The sequence below is a fragment of the Streptomyces sp. NPDC054765 genome, assembly GCF_053612065.1.
On sequence record NZ_JBSHBP010000020.1, the window covers coordinates 37,997 to 55,675 of the forward strand.

Annotated in this window: 13 protein-coding genes; 7 read left to right on the forward strand and 6 right to left on the reverse strand. The window is 68.3% G+C overall.

Annotated features, from left to right (window positions below; translation table 11 throughout):
• Positions 1-99: 99 nt before the first annotated feature.
• Positions 100-399 carry a hypothetical protein gene (locus ACWGJY_RS15460; protein WP_453261304.1) on the reverse strand — a complete coding sequence of 100 codons (300 nt, stop codon included), beginning with the start codon at positions 397-399 and terminating at the stop codon, positions 100-102.
• 406 nt (positions 400-805) lie between these two features.
• Here ACWGJY_RS15460 and ACWGJY_RS15465 point away from each other — a divergent pair, with 406 nt between their 5' ends.
• The 7 genes from ACWGJY_RS15465 to ACWGJY_RS15495 all read left to right on the forward strand — a co-directional run bounded on the left by ACWGJY_RS15465 (position 806) and on the right by ACWGJY_RS15495 (position 11,298).
• Complete coding sequence (locus tag ACWGJY_RS15465) at positions 806-3,199, forward strand: ABC transporter family substrate-binding protein (protein ID WP_453261305.1); 2,394 nt, start codon at positions 806-808, stop codon at positions 3,197-3,199.
• A gap of 187 nt (positions 3,200-3,386) precedes the next feature.
• Positions 3,387-5,291, forward strand: coding sequence for a translational GTPase TypA (gene typA, locus ACWGJY_RS15470; protein ID WP_453261306.1), 1,905 nt, complete (start codon positions 3,387-3,389; stop codon positions 5,289-5,291).
• A 357-nt stretch (positions 5,292-5,648) separates the two neighbouring features.
• Positions 5,649-7,268 carry a peptide ABC transporter substrate-binding protein gene (locus ACWGJY_RS15475; protein ID WP_453261307.1) on the forward strand — a complete coding sequence of 540 codons (1,620 nt, stop codon included), beginning with the start codon at positions 5,649-5,651 and terminating at the stop codon, positions 7,266-7,268.
• A gap of 27 nt (positions 7,269-7,295) precedes the next feature.
• Positions 7,296-8,219 carry an ABC transporter permease gene (locus ACWGJY_RS15480; protein WP_453261308.1) on the forward strand — a complete coding sequence of 308 codons (924 nt, stop codon included), beginning with the start codon at positions 7,296-7,298 and terminating at the stop codon, positions 8,217-8,219.
• Positions 8,212-9,192, forward strand: a complete 981-nt coding sequence (locus tag ACWGJY_RS15485; protein ID WP_453261309.1) for an ABC transporter permease — start codon at positions 8,212-8,214, stop codon at positions 9,190-9,192. Before ACWGJY_RS15480 ends, ACWGJY_RS15485 begins: the two co-directional genes overlap by 8 nt.
• 11 nt (positions 9,193-9,203) lie before the next feature.
• On the forward strand, positions 9,204-10,247 hold the full coding sequence (locus ACWGJY_RS15490; RefSeq protein ID WP_453261310.1) for an ABC transporter ATP-binding protein: 1,044 nt from the start codon (positions 9,204-9,206) through the stop codon (positions 10,245-10,247).
• Entirely contained in the window at positions 10,234-11,298 is a 1,065-nt protein-coding gene (locus ACWGJY_RS15495) for an ABC transporter ATP-binding protein (protein WP_453261311.1), read from the forward strand. Before ACWGJY_RS15490 ends, ACWGJY_RS15495 begins: the two co-directional genes overlap by 14 nt.
• A gap of 67 nt (positions 11,299-11,365) precedes the next feature.
• On the opposite strand, the gene ACWGJY_RS15500 is transcribed toward ACWGJY_RS15495, so the two are convergent.
• The 5 genes from ACWGJY_RS15500 to ACWGJY_RS15520 form a co-directional block, all read right to left on the reverse strand.
• Positions 11,366-12,505: an ABC transporter ATP-binding protein gene (locus ACWGJY_RS15500; protein ID WP_453261312.1), complete on the reverse strand. Its 1,140-nt coding sequence runs from the start codon at positions 12,503-12,505 to the stop codon at positions 11,366-11,368.
• 12 nt (positions 12,506-12,517) lie between these two features.
• Entirely contained in the window at positions 12,518-13,579 is a 1,062-nt protein-coding gene (locus ACWGJY_RS15505; RefSeq protein WP_453261313.1) for an ABC transporter ATP-binding protein, read from the reverse strand.
• An 11-nt stretch (positions 13,580-13,590) separates the two neighbouring features.
• The gene (locus ACWGJY_RS15510) at positions 13,591-14,562 is read right to left on the reverse strand and encodes an ABC transporter permease (protein ID WP_453261314.1); all 972 of its coding nucleotides are present in this window, start codon (positions 14,560-14,562) and stop codon (positions 13,591-13,593) included.
• 140 nt (positions 14,563-14,702) lie between these two features.
• Positions 14,703-16,499: an ABC transporter substrate-binding protein gene (locus ACWGJY_RS15515; RefSeq protein WP_453261315.1), complete on the reverse strand. Its 1,797-nt coding sequence runs from the start codon at positions 16,497-16,499 to the stop codon at positions 14,703-14,705.
• A 106-nt stretch (positions 16,500-16,605) separates the two neighbouring features.
• Positions 16,606-17,640 carry an ABC transporter permease gene (locus tag ACWGJY_RS15520; RefSeq protein WP_453261316.1) on the reverse strand — a complete coding sequence of 345 codons (1,035 nt, stop codon included), beginning with the start codon at positions 17,638-17,640 and terminating at the stop codon, positions 16,606-16,608.
• Positions 17,641-17,679: the final 39 nt, after the last annotated feature.

The following is a 17,679-nucleotide window of genomic DNA, read 5'->3' on the forward strand; positions in this document are numbered from 1 at the left end:
TCTCCGTGAAGGGCGCTCCGTCGGGGCGGGGGTGGCGAGGGCACCGCCGGGGCGGGGCGGAACGGGATGAGGGGCGGACGGCGGGGTCGTGAGGCGGCGTCAGGGCGCGTGACCGTTCCTGGAGCCGAGTCCCTCGTCCTCGGCGTCGGTCCACAGCGCCGCGTCGTAGGGGGCGTCGGGGATCGTCACCATCTCCCCGATGACGGCTGCCTGACGGCGGGGCGGACCGGCCGCCACGCTCTGCTTCAGCAGGGTGAGGCTTTCGCGCAGATGGTCCGCGTCGCTGCGCACCCGGCGGATGTCCAGGCCGCCGCCGAGCTGCGTCTCCAGCCTTCCCACCGACCGCACCAGGCCGTCCAGGCTGCGTTCAACCGCCGTCAACTCGTCCTGAAGGGACATAACGTGCCCTCACTTTTGAAGGTGTGGTGGGCGATCTCATGCGCCCGAGAGTGTCGCGCGTCACAGTAGGCGTTGGGAAGGGGTCGGGCGCGATTACGACTCGAACCGGTGCGTTTCGGCAACCATGCGCCCCGCCGTACCTCGAACGCCGGTACGGGAAGCGCTGGTGTGCAGGACTGTCCGCATCCCCGCACGGCTCCGTTTCCGCCCTTGTCAGGGGCCTGTTGTTGGGCCGGGCGGGTGGCCTTGGCGGCGTGGCCGACGTGTCGGGCGGCCGGTCCGGGCGCGGTCGCCTTCAGTGGGGGAGCCATAGATGTGATGAGCCGCAAAGTCGGCCGAACGTGGTGCGCCGGTCAGGCCCCAGGCGGCGCGCGGCGCGGCGCGGGCGAGCCCGGAGGTAACCGTCATGACCGACCACGACCACCCCGCAGGCCGCCGCGCGGCGTGCCGCAGACGCCGCTGCGCCGCGCTCGTCGCGGCGGGCGTGCTGCTCCCGTTGCCGGCCCTGGCCGGATGCAGCGACGAGGCCCGGGAGACCTCCGTCGCGACGTCCCAGGACATCGCCCCCGCACCCCGCGGCGAGCTGAAGAACGGCGGCACCCTGCGCTGGGCCGTCGATGCGATGCCCGGCACCCTGAACACCTTCCAGTCCGACGCCGACGCGACCACCACGCGGATCGCCGACGCGGTGCTGCCGAGCATGTTCACCATCGACGCGAGCGGCAGACCGCAGCGCAACGCCGACTACCTGGACGCCGCGGACATCAGCACCCGCGACCCCAAACAGATCGTCACGTACAAGATCAACCCCAAGGCGCGCTGGAGCGACGGCACGGCGATCACCGCCGCCGACTTCATCGCCCAGTGGTCCGCGCTGCGCGGGAAGGACAATGCGTTCTGGACCGCCCGCAACGCCGGCTACGACCGGATCGGCAAGGTCGAGCAGGGCGCCGGCGCCCACGAGGTCAAGGTCACCTTCGCCCGGCCCTATGCCGACTGGCGGTCCCTGTTCACCCCGCTCTACCCCAAGAGCGTGATGGGCAGCGCCGACGCCTTCAACGACGGCGCACGCGAGCAGCTCAAGGTCGGCGCCGGGCCGTTCCTGGTCCAGAAACGGGACGCCGAGGAGGGGCGCGTCGTCCTCGTCCGCAACCCGAAGTGGTGGGGCGAGCCCGCCATGCTCAAGAAGATCGTGCTGGAGTCGCTGCCCGGCGACAAGCGGGCCGCGGCGCTCGCCGACGGGAGCATTGACGTCGCCGCGGTCGACCAGGTCGCCGCGAAGCGCGTCGCGTCCGCCCGCCGTGCCGCGTCCGGCGCACCCAAGAAGCCCGGCGACGGCAACGCGGGCCCGCGGGGCGACGGGCAGCGGTCCGGCGCCAAGGCTGCCGCCGCGGAGAACAGCGTGCTGCGTGGCTACACCGTCCGCAAGGCCCTGGAGCCCGCCTACACGCAGCTCGCCCTGAACGGCAGCAGCGGGCCGCTGGCCGACGACCGGGTGCGCCGCGCGGTGGCCCGCGCCATCGACCGCCAGGCGCTCGCGGATGCCGTCCTCAAGCCGCTCGACCTGCCGTCCAGGCCGCTGGGCAGCCATCTGCTGATGGCCGAGCAGTACGGCTACCAGGACCACAGCGACGCGCTCGGCGGCCAGGACACCGGGGCGGCCAAGGCGCTGCTCGCGGACGCCGGCTGGAAGAGCGAGGGCGCCGACCGCCAGCAGGCCGGCGAGAAGGCGGGCGCACCGGCCCCTGACGCACGGCACGGCGCCGACGGGGACGAGGACGGCTTCGACCCGTCCGACGACCGCTACGGGGACGAGTCCGCCGGTGACCGCGCGGACGGTGACGCAGACGACCGCAACCCGGCACGTTCCGGCCGCGGTCACGCCGCCCCGCCCGCCAGGGGCGACCAGGAAGAAGGCGTCCGGCCCGCTGCCGCCCAGGCCCCGCTGTCCTTCACCGGCGCGGTCGGCTCCGAGGTTCAGCAAGCGGCCCTGCTGCGGCAGAGCGCCTCGTTCTACAAGGAGGCGGCCGCCGGCGAGAAGGACGAGGCGAACGGTGACACCGAGTCCGCGGCGTACGCCAAGTACCAGCGGTACAAGAAGCGCGCGGCCCAGGCGCTGGGCGCCGCCGAGCTGATCGAGACGGGACAGGCCCCGCATCTGCCGGGGGCCGGCGGCCACCCGGGCCACCGGCACGCGGCCGCCGAGCGGCCCGGTGACGCGGCGGCCGCACCACGTCCGGCCGGCCACAAGGAGGCCCGGACCGCCGCCGTCAAGAAGAACGGTAGGCCGCTCACCCTGCGCTTCGTGCTCCCCGACGGCGCCGGCTCCGAGCAGCTGCGCACCGTCGGGCGGCGGATCGCCGCCATGCTCGGCAAGATCGGCATCCAGACCTCCCTCCAGCGGGTCTCCGATGCCAGCTACTTCCAGGACCACATCGCCTCCGGCGACTACGACCTGGCGCTGTACTCCTGGCCCGGCAGCGCCTACCCGGCGACCGACGCCCGGCCGATCTACGCCAAGCCGCAGCCCGCGCCCGACGGCTCGCTGACCGTCGAGCAGAACTACACCCGGGTCGGCACCGACCACATCGACCAGCTCTTCGACCAGGCCACCTCCGAGCTGGACGAGGGCTCCGCGCGCACGCTGATGGCGCAGGCCGACGCCCGGATCTGGGCGGCCGCCGGATCGATTCCGCTCTACCAGCGGCCCGAGTTGGTCGCCACGAAGAAGTCGCTCGCCAACGTCGGCGCCTTCGGCTTCGCCACGCCGCGCTTCCAGGACATCGGCTACACGAAGTAAGGGCCCTCACCAGTGCTCGGAAAGAGCAAGAAATAGCAAGTCAGAGGCTATATGGACGGGCTGCGGCGGCTGCTGCCGCCGCAGCCACGTACCATGGGGTGAGGCCGTGGCGTGCTGAGATGCCCGGCGGGCGCGCGTACCGGATGGACGCGTCGCCACCCACGATTCCGGGAGAAGCGCCGCCAGTATGCCCACCCGTCACGACATTCGTAACGTTGCCATCGTCGCCCACGTCGACCACGGAAAGACCACCCTCGTCGACGGCATGCTCAAGCAGGCCGGATCGTTCGCCGAGCACGCCGCCGAGAAGCTCGACGACCGGATGATGGACTCCAACGACCTGGAGCGTGAGAAGGGCATCACGATCCTCGCCAAGAACACGGCGGTGAAGTATCACCCCAAGGACGGCGGGGACCCCATCACGATCAACATCATCGACACCCCCGGCCACGCCGACTTCGGTGGCGAGGTCGAGCGTGGTCTGTCGATGGTCGACGCGGTCGTCCTGCTGGTCGACGCCTCCGAGGGTCCGCTGCCGCAGACCCGCTTCGTGCTCCGCAAGGCCCTCGCGGCCCGGATGCCGGTCATCCTGTGCATCAACAAGACCGACCGCCCCGACTCCCGGATCGACGAGGTCGTCAACGAGACCTACGACCTGTTCCTGGACCTGGACGCGGACGAGGACCAGATCGAGTTCCCGATCGTCTACGCCTGTGCCCGTGACGGCGTCGCCTCGCTGACCAAGCCGGAGGACGGCACGGTCCCGGGCGACAGCACCAACCTGGAGCCGTTCTTCACCACGCTCCTGGAGCACGTCCCGGCCCCCGAGTACGACGAGAGCGCCCCGCTGCAGGCGCACGTCACCAACCTCGACGCGGACAACTTCCTCGGCCGTATCGCGCTGCTCCGGGTCGAGCAGGGCGAGCTGCAGAAGGGGCAGACCGTCGCCTGGATCAAGCGCGACGGCACCGTCTCCAGCGTCCGCATCACCGAGCTGATGATGACCGAGGCGCTCACCCGCAAGCCCGCCGAGAAGGCGGGCCCCGGTGACATCTGCGCGGTCGCCGGAATCCCCGACATCATGATCGGCGAGACGCTGGCCGACCCGGAGAACCCGATCGCGCTGCCGCTGATCACGGTCGACGAGCCGGCGATCTCCATGACCATCGGGACGAACACCTCCCCGCTGGTCGGCCGCGGCGGCACCGGCAAGGGCGCGGACGCCAAGTCCGCGGTCAAGGACCGCAAGGTCACCGCCCGCCAGGTCAAGGACCGCCTGGAGCGCGAGCTGATCGGTAACGTCTCGCTGCGCGTGCTGGAGACCGAGCGCCCCGACGCCTGGGAGGTGCAGGGCCGCGGTGAGCTGGCGCTGGCCATCCTGGTCGAGCAGATGCGCCGCGAGGGCTTCGAGATGACCATCGGCAAGCCGCAGGTGGTCACCAAGCAGGTCGACGGCAAGACCTATGAGCCGATCGAGCGCATCACCATCGATGTGCCCGAGGAGCACATGGGCGCCGTCACCCAGCTCATGGGCACCCGCAAGGGCCGGATGGACAACATGTCCAACCACGGCTCCGGCTGGGTCCGCATGGAGTTCATCGTCCCGTCCCGCGGTCTGATCGGGTTCCGTACCGAGTTCCTGACCAACACCCGCGGCACCGGTATCGCGCACTCCATCCACGAGGGCCACGAGCCGTGGTTCGGCGAGCTGAAGACCCGTAACAACGGCTCGCTGGTCGCCGACCGCGCCGGTGCCGTCACCGCCTTCGCGATGACGAACCTCCAGGAGCGCGGTGTGCTCTTCACCGACCCGGGCACCGAGGTGTACGAGGGCATGATCGTCGGCGAGAACTCCCGCGCCGACGACATGGACGTCAACATCACCAAGGAGAAGAAGCTCACCAACATGCGCTCCTCCTCGGCCGACTCGTTCGAGGCGATCGTCCCGCCGCGCAAGCTCTCCCTGGAGCAGTCCCTGGAGTTCTGCCGCGACGACGAGTGCGTCGAGGTGACCCCGGAGGCCGTGCGCATCCGCAAGGTCGTCCTGGACCAGAAGGAGCGCGGCCGCACCGCGTCCCGCGCCAAGCGGTAATGCCTGCCGCCGGGCATCCCGGCGCGAAGTGATGGGGCGCCCCTCCGCGTGAGGGGCGCCCTTCGCCGTCCTGGGCGGCGGTGGGGTCCGTCCGCGGACGGCGTTGTCAGTGGGCGGCGGCAGGATGGTGGTATGACTCGTTCCCGATCGGGTGTCGTTCCCGTTCCCGATCGGGTGTCGTTCCCGTTCCCGATCCGGTGTCGTTCCCGTTCCCGATCTGTTCCCGTTCCCGTTCCCGCTCGGGCATCCGAGGGTTTTCTCAGGTTTTCGGAGCAGTGGCAGCCACCGCCGAAGTGCGCTACGTCCCCCTTTGCGATCTTATGTGGGATAGGCATGATCCGGACCTGAGGAGGCGTCATGCGGAGAGCCACGCGCGCGAAGTGGGGCGTCTGCGCCCTCGCCGTCGCCCTCGTGGCCACGGCGTGCGGGGGCGGCGCGGGGGCCGGCCGTTCCGGGGTGGTCAGCTCGTCCTGGGGTGATCCGCAGAATCCGCTGGAGCCGGCGAACACCAATGAGGTCCAGGGCGGCAAGGTTCTGGAGATGCTGTTCCGGGGGCTGAAGCGCTACAACCCGAAGACGGGTGCGGCGGAGAATGTGATCGCGGACCGGATCGAGACGGCGGATTCCCGGAATTTCACCGTGAAGCTGAAGCGCGGCTGGACCTTCAGTAACGGTGAGAAGGTCACCGCCAAGTCTTTCGTGGATGCCTGGAATTACGGGGCGCTGCTCGGCAACAAGCAGAAGAACGCGGCTTTCTTCCAATACATCGACGGCTTTGCGCAGGTGCATCCGGACAGCGGGAGCCCGCGGGCCAAGGCCATGTCGGGTCTGGTGGTGAAGGACGACAAGACCTTTACCGTCAAGCTCAACCAGAAGTTCTCCAGCTGGCCGGACACGCTGGGCTACTCGGCCTTCATGCCGCTCCCGCAGGCATTCTTCCGCAACCATGACGCCTGGATCCGGAAGCCCGTCGGGAACGGGCCGTATCTCGTGGACTCCTACGAGAAGGGGTCCGTGCTGCGGATGCGGAAGTGGGGGAAGTACCCGGGCCCCGATCCGGCGCGTAACGGCGGCATCGATCTGCGGGTCTACACGGACAACAACACCGCCTATACCGATCTGCAGGCGGGCAATCTCGATCTGGTCGATGATGTGCCGGCCGCGCAGCTCACGCATGTGAAGTCGGATCTCGGGGGCCGCTATATCAATCAGCCGGCCGGGATCATCCAGACCCTGACCTTCCCCATGTACGACAAGAGGTGGAACCACCCCGGCGCAGAGAAGGTGCGGCGCGGTCTCTCGATGGCGATCGACCGGGACCAGATCACCCGGGAGATCTTCCAGAAGACCCGGACGCCCGCCACGGACTGGACCTCGCCGGTGCTGGGGGCGGGTGGCGGGTACAAGGCGGGGCTGTGTGGCGATTCCTGTGTGTTCAACCCGGCCGGGGCCAAGCAGCTGATCCAGGAGGGCGGCGGGATTCCCGGCGGGAAGATGACCCTCACGTACAACGCCGATACGGGGTCCCACAAGGACTGGATCGATGCCGTCTGCAACAGCATCAACAAGTCGCTGGGGAACGACAATGCCTGTGTCGGGGACCCGGTCGGGACCTTCGCCGACTTCCGGAACAAGATCACGGCCAAGCGGATGGCCGGGCCGTTCCGGGCCGGCTGGCAGATGGACTATCCGCTGATCCAGAATTTTCTGCAGCCGCTGTATTACACCAACGCCTCGTCCAACGACGGCAAGTTCAGCAATCACACCTTCGACAAGCTGGTGAACGAGGCGAACGCGGCAACGGACTCCGGCCAGGCCGTCGGGAAATTCCAGGACGCGGAGAAGATCCTCGCCCAGCAGATGCCGGCTATTCCGCTGTGGTACCAGAACGGCAGCGGCGGCTATTCGGACCGGATCAGCAATGTGTCGCTGAATCCGTTCAGCGTGCCGGTCTACAACGAAATCAAGGTCAACTGACGGCGGTGTGAGGGAGGTTGGCGCTTCATGGGACGCTATGTGATCCGGCGGCTGCTTCAGATGATCCCGGTGTTCATCGGCAGCACGTTCCTCATCTTCTTCATGGTCTATGCGCTGGGCGACCCGGTGGCCGCGATGTTCGGCGACCGGGCACCCGATCCCGCCACCGCCGCGCAGATCCGCCGCGACCTCTACCTCGATGAGCCGCTGTGGAAGCAGTATGTGCACTACATGGGGCAGATCTTCCAGGGGAACTTCGGCACCGCGTTCAACGGCCAGTCGGTCACCGAACTCATGGCCTCCGCCTTTCCCGTCACGCTCCGGCTGACGATCGTCGCCATCGTGATCGAGATGGTGGTGGGCATCGTGCTGGGGGTGTTCAGCGGGCTGCGGCGCGGCCGGGACATCGACACCACGGTGCTGGTCCTCACCCTTGTCGTGGTGTCCGTCCCGACGTTCGTCAGCGGCTATCTGCTGCAGTTCCTGTTCGGGGTGCAGTGGGGCTGGGCCGCGCCGTCCGTCGCCCCGGAAGCGCCGCTGAACGAACTCCTGCTGCCGGGACTGGTGCTGGCGCTGGTCTCGCTCGCCTATGTGACCCGGCTGACCCGCACCTCGATCGCGGAGAACGTCCGCGCCGACTACGTCCGTACGGCCATCGCCAAGGGCCTGCCCCGGCACCGGGTCATCACCCGTCATCTGCTGCGCAATTCGCTGATCCCGGTCGTGACCTTCATCGGCACGGACATCGGCGCCCTGATGGGCGGCGCGATCGTCACCGAGCGCATCTTCAACATCCACGGCGTCGGATTCCAGCTCTACCAGGGAATCCTGCGGCAGAATTCGCCGACCGTCGTGGGCTTCGTGACCATCCTGGTGCTGGTCTTCCTGCTGGCGAATCTCCTCGTCGACCTGCTGTACGCCGTCCTCGACCCGAGGATCCGCTATGCCTGAGTCCTACGTCCCGAAGGAAGCGGTCAGCCATGGCGACGGCGGCTCCGCCGCACTGGCCATCGGCGAGGCGGAGTCGCTGGAGCGGCGGCCCGGCGCGGCCCCGCCGCCCGGCGGGGAGCCCCTCGGCAAGCCCCGCAGCCTGTGGAGCGACGCCTGGCACGATCTGTACCGCAACCCCGTCTTCGTCCTCTCCGCGCTGGTGATCGTCTTCCTGGTGATCATCGCGATCTGGCCGCAGCTGATCGCCACCGGCAACCCCTACCGCGCGGACCTCGCCAAGGCGCAGCAGGGATCCCAGCCCGGCCACCCCTTCGGCTTCGACACCCAGGGCCGGGACGTCTACACCCGCGTCGTCTACGGGGCCCGCGCCTCCCTCACCGTCGGGGTCTGCGCCACCACCGGCGCGGCGCTGCTCGGCGGCCTGCTGGGCGGGCTGGCCGGGTTCTTCGGCGGCTGGGGGGACACCCTGCTCTCCCGGCTCGCCGATATCTTCTTCGGCATCCCGGTGATCCTCGGCGGCCTGGTCTTCCTCTCCGTCGTCACCAGCACCACGGTCTGGCCGGTGGTGGGCTTCATCGTGCTGCTCGGCTGGCCGCAGATCTCCCGGATCGCCCGCGGCTCCGTGGTCACCGCCAAGCAGAACGACTACGTCCAGGCCGCGCGGGCGCTGGGCGCCGGCAACGGACGGATGCTGCTGCGGCACATCGCACCGAACGCCGTCGCGCCGGTGATCGTCGTCGCCACCATCGCGCTCGGTACGTACATCGCGCTGGAGGCGACGCTCTCCTACCTGGGTGCGGGCCTGAAACCGCCCACCGTCTCCTGGGGCATCGACATCTCCACGGCCTCCCCGTACATCCGCAGTGCGCCGCACATGCTGCTGTGGCCCGCGGGCGCGCTGAGCATCACGGTGCTGGCGTTCATCATGCTCGGCGACGCGGTACGCGACGCCCTCGACCCCAAGCTGCGCTGAGGAGCGGGAAGATGACGAACCAGGAGGCGGACCCGCAGTCCGCGGGCGGCGACGTGACCGCCGTCGCCGAACCGCCGCTGCTCGACGTGCGCGATCTGCGGGTCGAGTTCCGTACCAGGGACGGCGTGGCGAAGGCCGTCAACGGGGTCAGCTACCGGGTGGCGCCGGGGCAGACGCTGGCGGTGCTCGGGGAGTCCGGCTCCGGCAAGTCCGTCACCGCACAGGCCGTGATGGGCATCCTCGACTCACCGCCGGGGTTCATCACCGGCGGCGAGATCGTCTTCCAGGGGCGCGATCTGCTCACCCTGCGCAAGGACGAGCGGCGCAGGGTCCGCGGCGCGAAGATGGCGATGATCTTCCAGGACGCACTGTCCTCGCTGAACCCGGTCCTCACCGTCGGCGCACAGCTCGGGGAGATGTTCCAGGTCCACGAGGGGATGTCCCGTAAGGAGGCCCGTGGCAGGGCCCTGGAGCTGATGGAGCGGGTCGGCATCCCCGCGGCCCGGGAGCGGGTGGGCGACTATCCGCACCAGTTCTCCGGCGGAATGCGCCAGCGCATCATGATCGCGATGGCGCTGGCCCTCGGCCCCGACCTGATCATCGCGGACGAGCCGACCACGGCGCTGGATGTCACCGTCCAGGCGCAGGTGATGGACCTGCTCGCGGAGCTGCAGCGCGAACTCACCATGGGCCTGATCCTGATCACCCATGACCTCGGGGTGGTCGCCGATGTCGCCGACACCATCGCGGTGATGTACGCGGGCCGGATCGTCGAGACCGCCCCCGTCCACCAGCTCTACAAAGCGCCCGCGCACCCGTACACCCGCGGTCTGCTGGACTCCATCCCGCGGCTCGACCAGAAGGGACAGCGGCTGTACGCGATCAAGGGCCTGCCGCCCAATCTGACCGCCATTCCACCGGGCTGCCCCTTCCATCCGCGCTGCCCGATGGCCCAGGACATCTGCCGCAGCGATCTCCCGCCGCTCTACGAAGCCGGACCCGGCAGGGCCAGCGCCTGCCACTTCTGGAAGGAGACCCTCGGTGGCGCGCGGTGACGGTGGGGGGCCGGCGGCCGGTACGCCGGTACCGCTCCTGGAGGTCCGGGACCTGGTCAAGCACTTCCCGCTCACCCGGGGCGTGGTCGTCAGGAAACAGATCGGCGCGGTCCGGGCCGTCGACAGGGTCTCCTTCGGCCTCCACAAGGGCGAAACGCTCGGCATCGTCGGCGAATCGGGCTGCGGCAAGTCCACCGTTGCCAAGCTGCTGGTCGGCCTCGAACGGCCGACGGCCGGTCAGATCCGCTACCGCGGCGAGGACATCAGCACCCTCTCCGGCCGGGCGTTGAAGGCCGTACGGCGCAACATCCAGATGGTGTTCCAGGACCCCTACACCTCCCTGAACCCCCGGATGACCGTCGGCGACATCATCGGCGAGCCGTACGAGATCCACCCCGAAGTGGCCCCCAAGGGAGACCGCCGCAGAAAGGTCCAGGAACTCCTGGATGTGGTGGGGCTCAACCCCGAGTACATCAACCGCTATCCGCACCAGTTCTCCGGCGGACAGCGCCAGCGCATCGGTATCGCCCGCGGCCTTGCGCTGCGCCCGGAGATCATCGTCGCCGACGAGCCGGTCTCCGCGCTGGATGTCTCCGTGCAGGCTCAAGTGGTCAATCTCCTGGAGCAGTTGCAGGACGAGTTCGACCTGTCGTACGTCTTCATCGCCCACGATCTGTCCGTCGTACGGCATATCTCCGACCGGGTCGCGGTGATGTACCTGGGCCGGCTCGCCGAGATCGGCACCGAGGAGCAGATCTACGCACACCCCACCCACCCGTACACCCAGGCCCTGCTGTCCGCCGTGCCCGTCCCCGACCCGGACGCCCGCACCCACCGCGACCGCATCCTGCTGGCCGGCGATGTCCCCTCGCCCGCCCACCCGCCCTCCGGCTGCCGCTTCCGCACCCGCTGCTGGAAGGCCCGGCAGCTGTGCGCGGACGTGGTGCCGCCACTGGAAGTGCCCGCGGAATTCCGGCAGACGCAGGGGCCGGCCGCGCATGCCTCGGCGTGTCACTTCGCCCGGGAGCGGCAGGTGGTACCGAGCGAATGAGAGAAGCCGGAGCCCGCCTCCCCCAGGGGAAGCGGGCTCCGGCTCCGGCCGGCGGCGAGGGGACCGGCTAGTCGGTCCTACCGGCCTCGCCGGCCGGCTCGATGTCCTCCATGGCCGCCAGCGCCGGGTCGAGGACGATGTCCTCGTCCCGGGCCGCGGTCGTGGGCTCCTCGGGGAAGTGACAGGCCGTGAGGTGACCGGCCTTGTTCCCGGTGAGCTGGACGAGCGGCGGCTCCTCGGTCGCGCACTTGTCCTGTGCCTTCCAGCACCGCGTACGGAACCGGCAGCCGGAGGGCGGGTTGACGGGGGAGGGGACGTCACCGGCGAGGCGGATGCGCTCGCGGTCCTCCTCCTCGCTCTCCACCAGCTTGGCCTCGGGCACCGCCGAGAGCAGGGCATGGGTGTACGGGTGGCGCGGCCGGTGGTAGATCTCGTCGCGGGATCCGACCTCGACGATCTTGCCGAGGTACATCACTGCGACGCGCTCGCTGAAGTGCCGCACGATCGCCAGGTCGTGGGCGATGAACAGGAACGCGATGCCCAGCTCGCGCTGGAGCTTCTGGAGCAGGTTGACGACCTGCGCCTGGATCGAGACGTCGAGTGCGGAGACCGGCTCGTCCGCGATGATCAGCTTTGGCTCCAGGGCGAGCGCGCGGGCCACCCCGATGCGCTGGCGCTGGCCGCCGGAGAACTCGTGCGGGAAGCGGTTGTAGTGCTCCGGGTTGAGACCCACGGTCTCCAGGAGCTCCCGGATCCGCTTCTCCCGGCCACCGGGCGGGTTGATCCCGTTGATCTCCATCGGGCCACCGATGATGGTGCCGACCGTCTGCCGCGGGTTCAGCGAGGCGTACGGGTCCTGGAAGATCATCTGGATCTCGGAGCGGATCGGCGCCAGTTCCTTGCGGCCGGAGTGGGTGATGTCCCGGCCCGCGTAGGTGATCTTGCCGGAGGTCGGCTCCATGAGCCGGGTCAGCAGCCGTCCGGTGGTGGACTTGCCGCAGCCCGACTCACCGACCAGGCCGAAGCTCTCGCCGGCATGCACGGTCAGGTCGACGCCGTCGACCGCCTGGACCGCACCGACTCTCCGCTTGAACGGGAAACCGCCGTAGATCGGAAAGTGCTTGGTCAGGCCCTCGGCGGTGAGCAGCGGCTCGCCCGGGGAGGGCGCGGCGTCACGAGGCGCCGGGAGGGTGACGTGGTCAGTCATGGTGGTCGCTCCCTAGCCCAGCCGGGGCTTGATCTGCTCGGTGAAGAGGGTCTGCTTCTGCTCGGCGCTCAGATGGCACGCGGCGGCGCGCCCCAGCTCCAGCAGCGGCCGCTCGTCGGTGCAGCGGGCACCGCCGGCCTCCTGCACGAAGGCGCAGCGCGGGTGGAAGGCGCAGCCGGAGGGCGGGTTGAGCAGGCTCGGCGGCGAACCGGGGATCGGGTGCAGTGCCTCGTTGACGTCCGAGGACAGCCGCGGCATGGAGCTCAACAGGCCCCAGGTGTACGGGTGCCGGGGCTGCGTGAGGATCTCCTTGACGGAGCCCCGCTCCACCGCCCGGCCCGCGTACATCACCAGCAGGTCGTCCGCGGTGTTGGCGACCACTCCGAGGTCATGGGTGATCAGGATGATCGCGGAGCCGAACTCCTGCTGCAGGTCCTTGAGGAGGTCGAGGATCTGCGCCTGGACCGTGACGTCCAGAGCGGTGGTCGGCTCGTCGGCGATCAGCAGCTGGGGGTTGCAGACCAGCGCCATGGCGATCATGGCGCGCTGGCGCATACCGCCGGAGAACTGGTGCGGGTAGTCGTCCACCCGCAGATCGGGCTGCGGGATACCGACCTTGGTCAGCATCTCGATGGCGCGCAGCCGGCCCTCGCGCTTGGTGGCGCCGGTGTGCTTCATGAACGGCTCGGCGATCTGCCGGCCGATCGTGTAGTACGGCGACAGGGCGGTCAGCGCGTCCTGGAAGATCATGGCCATCTTGTTGCCGCGGAGCTTCTCCAGGGTCTTCTCCCTGGCTCCGGTCAACTCCTGGCCGTCCAGCACGATTTCTCCACCGATCTCGGTGGCCTTCGGGTCGTGCAGCCCCAGGACGGCGAGGTTGGTCACCGACTTGCCGGAGCCCGATTCGCCGACGATGCCGAGCGTCTTGCCGCGTTCCAGATCGAAGGAGAGACCGTCGACCGCCTTGACGATGCCGTCCTCGGTGGAGAACCGCACGTGCAGGTCACGAACGGAGAGAAACGCATCAGATCCGGTCGGGGCCGGCGCACCCTCGGGTTTGGTGAGTGTGGTCACTGGTGGTTCTCCTAGGCCAGACGCACGCGCGGGTCGATGAACGCGTAGCAGGCGTCCACGATGATGTTGAACATCAGGATCAGGGCGGCGCTGAAGATCAGCACGCCCATGACCATGGGCAGATCGAGGGTGGTGACGGAGTCGATCGCCAGGCGGCCGATGCCCGCCAGCTGGAAGGTGAACTCGGTGATCATCGCGCCGCCGAACAGCGAGCTCAGGTCCATGCCGAGGATGGTCACGATGGGGATCAGCGAACCGCGCCACGCGTAGCGCAGGAAGACGTACGAGCGGGACATGCCCTTGGCCTTGGCCGTCCGGACGTGTTCCTCCTGGAGCTGCTCGATCATCGTCGAGCGGGACATACGGGTGTACTGCGCGGTGAAGATCGTCGACATCACGATCCAGGGGATCAGCAGGCCCATGAACCACCCGGCGGGGTTCGAGGCGAAGTCCACGTATTTGGGGGAGTCCATGAGACCGCTGTAGACGAACAGGCCGAGCGCGATCGGACCGAGGATGTAGATCTGCGCCGAGCTCAGCACCATCGAGATCGAGGTGAGCGCCTTGTCCAGGACCGAGCCGCGCTTGTAGGCGGCCAGCAGGCCGGTGCCCAGACCCACGGTCAGGAACACCGCGGCGCCGCCGATGGCCAGCGAAGCGGTGGTGGGCAGCCGGTCGAGCAGCGTCGACCACACGTCCTGCTTGGTGGCGAAGGAGTAGCCGAAGCACGGGGCGCTGCAGTGGCCGATGGAGTAGTCGCGGCCGGCGAAGATGCCGACGAGGAAGTCCCAGTACTGCGTCGTCAGCGGCTTGTCGAGGCCGAGGTTCTGATGGATCAGCGCAATGTTGTCCGCGGTGCAGTTCTTTCCGCAGGACATCGTTGCCGGGTCACCGGCACCGAAGAACATGAAGAAGGTGAAGGCGCTGAGCAGGAAAAGGATGACAACAGCGCCGAACGTCCGGCGAAGTAGGAATTGAAGCATGGCAGTTCGCTGCTCTCAGGACGGCGGCGGCAGTGGGCGTGAGGGGTGGATGGGAAGGCCCCGGAGGGCGCGCGTTCCGCCGTGTGCGCGCCGTCCGGAGTGCCTTCGTCGGGTGGTGGCCCGGTGAGCCACCACTGCTGCTACTTCTTCAGGTACAGCGTGTTCGGGTCGAGGTAGCTGACATCCAGGTTGTAGCGGGCGCCGCCGACGTTCGAGCCGTACAGCTGGAGCACCTTGGTGTAGAAGGCCGGCGCGGCCGGGTTGATCTTCTCCACGATGTACTGGTGCAGCTTCTGCCACTCCTCGGTCGCCTTCTTGACGTCGGTGATCTGCGAGATCCGGGCGATCTCGGAGTTCACGTGCTTGTCGTTGACGTGGGAGTAGTTGGACGAGCCGTCCTGGATGGTGGTGCCGTCGTACGAGGGCGGGATGACCGTCGAGGCGTCCGGCCAGTCCTGGCCCCAGCCGGTCATGTAGATGTCGAAGCCGTTGTCGACCTTGCCCATCTGCTCGTACCAGGAGGCCGCGTCGACCTCCTTCTTCTGCACGTTGAAGCCGGCCTTGGTCAGCGCGTCCTCGATGGCGACGGCTTCCTTCTGGCGCGACTCGGTGTTGGAGTAGGCGTAGACGAGCTTCATGCCCGTCTTGCCGGCCTCCTTGAGGAGCTTCTTGGCCTTCTCCGGGTCGCCGTTGGGGTGCGAGAGCTTGCCGTAGGGGTCGTAGCCCTTCTTGTAGCCCGCCACGGTCGGGGCGAGCAGACCGCCGGCGATCTCACCGCCGTAGCTGCCGCCGTTGAGCCGGACGAGCTGCTGGTCCGGCAGCGCATAGGTGATCGCGTCGCGGATCTTCTTGTCCTTGAGGCGGTCCATGTTGAAGTTCATCTGCCAGACGAAGGGCTGGTAGCCCTGCACCAGGCGCTTGCTCGCGCTCGGGTTGTCCAGCACGTTCTTCGTCAGCGTGGGGTCGACCGCGTTGGTGAAGCTCACCGCGTTCTTGGCCTCACCCTGGTCGGCCATCAGGCGCTTGGTGGAGTCCGACGCCTGGTGGTTGAAGGTGATGTTGAAGCCGTCCGGGTACTGGTGGCGGACCGAGTCCGTCTTCGCGTCCCAGTTCTTGTTGCGCACCAGCTGCATGGACTTGCCGGACTTGAACGACGCGATCTTGTACGGGCCCGAGGTCACCGGCTTGACGTCGTAGGCGTCCTTGGTGTCCTTCGCGCTGTCCGGAACCGCGCTGTAGCCGGGCATCGTCAGCGCATACGGCAGCTGCGAGTTCGGCTTCTTGAAGTGGAAGATGATGGTTTTCGCATCCGGCGTGTCCAGCACGCTCTTGGGCAGGTGGTCGCCCTTGTACGGACCTTCCGGCAGCGCCTTGCGGTACGTGGTGCCGACGCCCGACAGCCAGGTCTGCACATAGGTGGGACCGTCGGTGATGAACTTGGAGTACAGCCGCTCGATGCTGTGGCGGATGTCCTTCGAGGTGATCGGCGTGCCGTCCTCGAACTTGATGCCGTCCTTGAGCGTGTACTTCCAGGTCTTGCCGCCGTCGGACATCTGGCCGGCGTCGGTGGCGAGGTCGCCCACCACCGTGGCGTTGCCCTTGTCGTCCTGCTTGAAGGCGGTCAGCCCGCGGAAGATCAGCTGCGACAGCGCCTTCATGTCGCTGACGTACATCTGGCCCGGGTCCAGGTGGTTGAAGCTGTCACGCTGGTACACGCGGACGGTGCCGCCGTTGCGTGCGCCCTTGACGGCGACCGCCGGACCGGTGGAGTCGGCGACCGTGCCCATCGGGATCGACTTGGCCTGGGCCGCGGCGTCCGCGTCCGTCTGCGCCTTGTCCTTGTTGGATCCGCTGCCGCCGCTGCAGCCGGTGAGCGCGAGTGAACCGGCCGCCAGGGCCGCGATCACCGCGCTTGCTCTGCGGGTGGAAAGGCTCATGAGTTCCAAGCACCTGCCTGTCAGTTGAGGTTCAGATGTGCTGTCCGATGCATCCCGGGACAGGCCCGGTCGGCGGGGGTGACAGCAAGCCCCCTCAAGTGGACGATCAGCGCCCGGACTTGGGGTCGAAGGCGTCGCGTACCGAGTCTCCGAGCAAGTTGAAGCAGAGCACGAAGATCACCATGGCCACGGCGGGGATGAGCAGGAACGTGGGGTCGTTCTCGTAGAAGCGCCCGCCTGCCTGGAACAGCGCACCCCAGTCGGGGGTCGGCTCGACGATGCCGACGCCCAGGAAGGACAGGCCCGCCTCCGCGGTCACGAAGAGGGGGAGCATGTAGGTGCCCTGCACCAGCACCGGAGTGACGACGTTCGGCAGCAGCTCCTTACGGATGATCCGCCAGGGCGAGGCGCCGGTGACCTTCGCGGCCTCGACGAACTCCCGCTCCCGCAGGGAGAGCACCTGCCCTCGGAGCAGCCGTGCCAGACCCATCCAGCCCAGGGACCACTGCACGATGATCAGCGCACAGACCCGCACATAGGTCGGGGTCTCGTCGCCTGGCGGCACGAAGAGCGCCACCACGACCGGCATGAAGGCCACAAAGGTCAGCTGGCTCGGGAAGGCCAGCAGGAAGTCGATCACCCGGCTGAGGAAGTAGTCGGTCTTGCCGCCGATGAAGCCGGCGGTGATACCGATGATGATGCCGGTGATCACGGTCAGGATGGTCACCGCGACCGAGATGCCGAGCGACATGCGCATGCCGTAGATCAGCCGCATGAACACATCGCGGCCCAGCTGCGGCTCGATGCCGAACCAGTACTCGGGGGAGATTCCGCCGTTGGCGCCCGCCGGGTATCCGAATTCATCGAGGAGGTTGGGATTGTTGCTGCCGTAGAGCGTGTACGGGTCCTTGCCGTACAGCGCACTGATCACCGGGGCCAGCGCCGCGATGACGAAGAAGGCGAGCACGACGATCGCGCAGATCATGCCGGTGCGGTCGCGTTTGAAACGCGTCCACATCAGCTGGCCGGGGGAACGGCCGACAAGCTCCCCGTCCTTGCCCTTCTTTTCCTTCTTCAGGCCGTCGGGGTCAACACCTGGGGTGTCGGTCGTGGTCCCCGCGGTCTGGGATGGACTAGTCATCGCGAAGTGCCCCCGCGCCGAGTTCTCTAGGAACGTGAA

Excerpts from the sequence above, each read along its gene's own strand:
- ACWGJY_RS15460 (WP_453261304.1), bottom strand. The coding sequence starts at position 399 with ATGTCCCTTCAGGACGAGTTGACGGCGGTTGAACGCAGCCTGGACGGC.
- ACWGJY_RS15465 (WP_453261305.1), top strand. The coding sequence starts at position 806 with ATGACCGACCACGACCACCCCGCAGGCCGCCGCGCGGCGTGCCGCAGA.
- typA (WP_453261306.1), top strand. The coding sequence starts at position 3,387 with ATGCCCACCCGTCACGACATTCGTAACGTTGCCATCGTCGCCCACGTC.
- ACWGJY_RS15475 (WP_453261307.1), top strand. The coding sequence starts at position 5,649 with ATGCGGAGAGCCACGCGCGCGAAGTGGGGCGTCTGCGCCCTCGCCGTC.
- ACWGJY_RS15480 (WP_453261308.1), top strand. The coding sequence starts at position 7,296 with ATGGGACGCTATGTGATCCGGCGGCTGCTTCAGATGATCCCGGTGTTC.
- ACWGJY_RS15485 (WP_453261309.1), top strand. The coding sequence starts at position 8,212 with ATGCCTGAGTCCTACGTCCCGAAGGAAGCGGTCAGCCATGGCGACGGC.
- ACWGJY_RS15490 (WP_453261310.1), top strand. The coding sequence starts at position 9,204 with ATGACGAACCAGGAGGCGGACCCGCAGTCCGCGGGCGGCGACGTGACC.
- ACWGJY_RS15500 (WP_453261312.1), bottom strand. The coding sequence starts at position 12,505 with ATGACTGACCACGTCACCCTCCCGGCGCCTCGTGACGCCGCGCCCTCC.
- ACWGJY_RS15510 (WP_453261314.1), bottom strand. The coding sequence starts at position 14,562 with ATGCTTCAATTCCTACTTCGCCGGACGTTCGGCGCTGTTGTCATCCTT.
- ACWGJY_RS15515 (WP_453261315.1), bottom strand. The coding sequence starts at position 16,499 with ATGAGCCTTTCCACCCGCAGAGCAAGCGCGGTGATCGCGGCCCTGGCG.
- ACWGJY_RS15520 (WP_453261316.1), bottom strand. The coding sequence starts at position 17,640 with ATGACTAGTCCATCCCAGACCGCGGGGACCACGACCGACACCCCAGGT.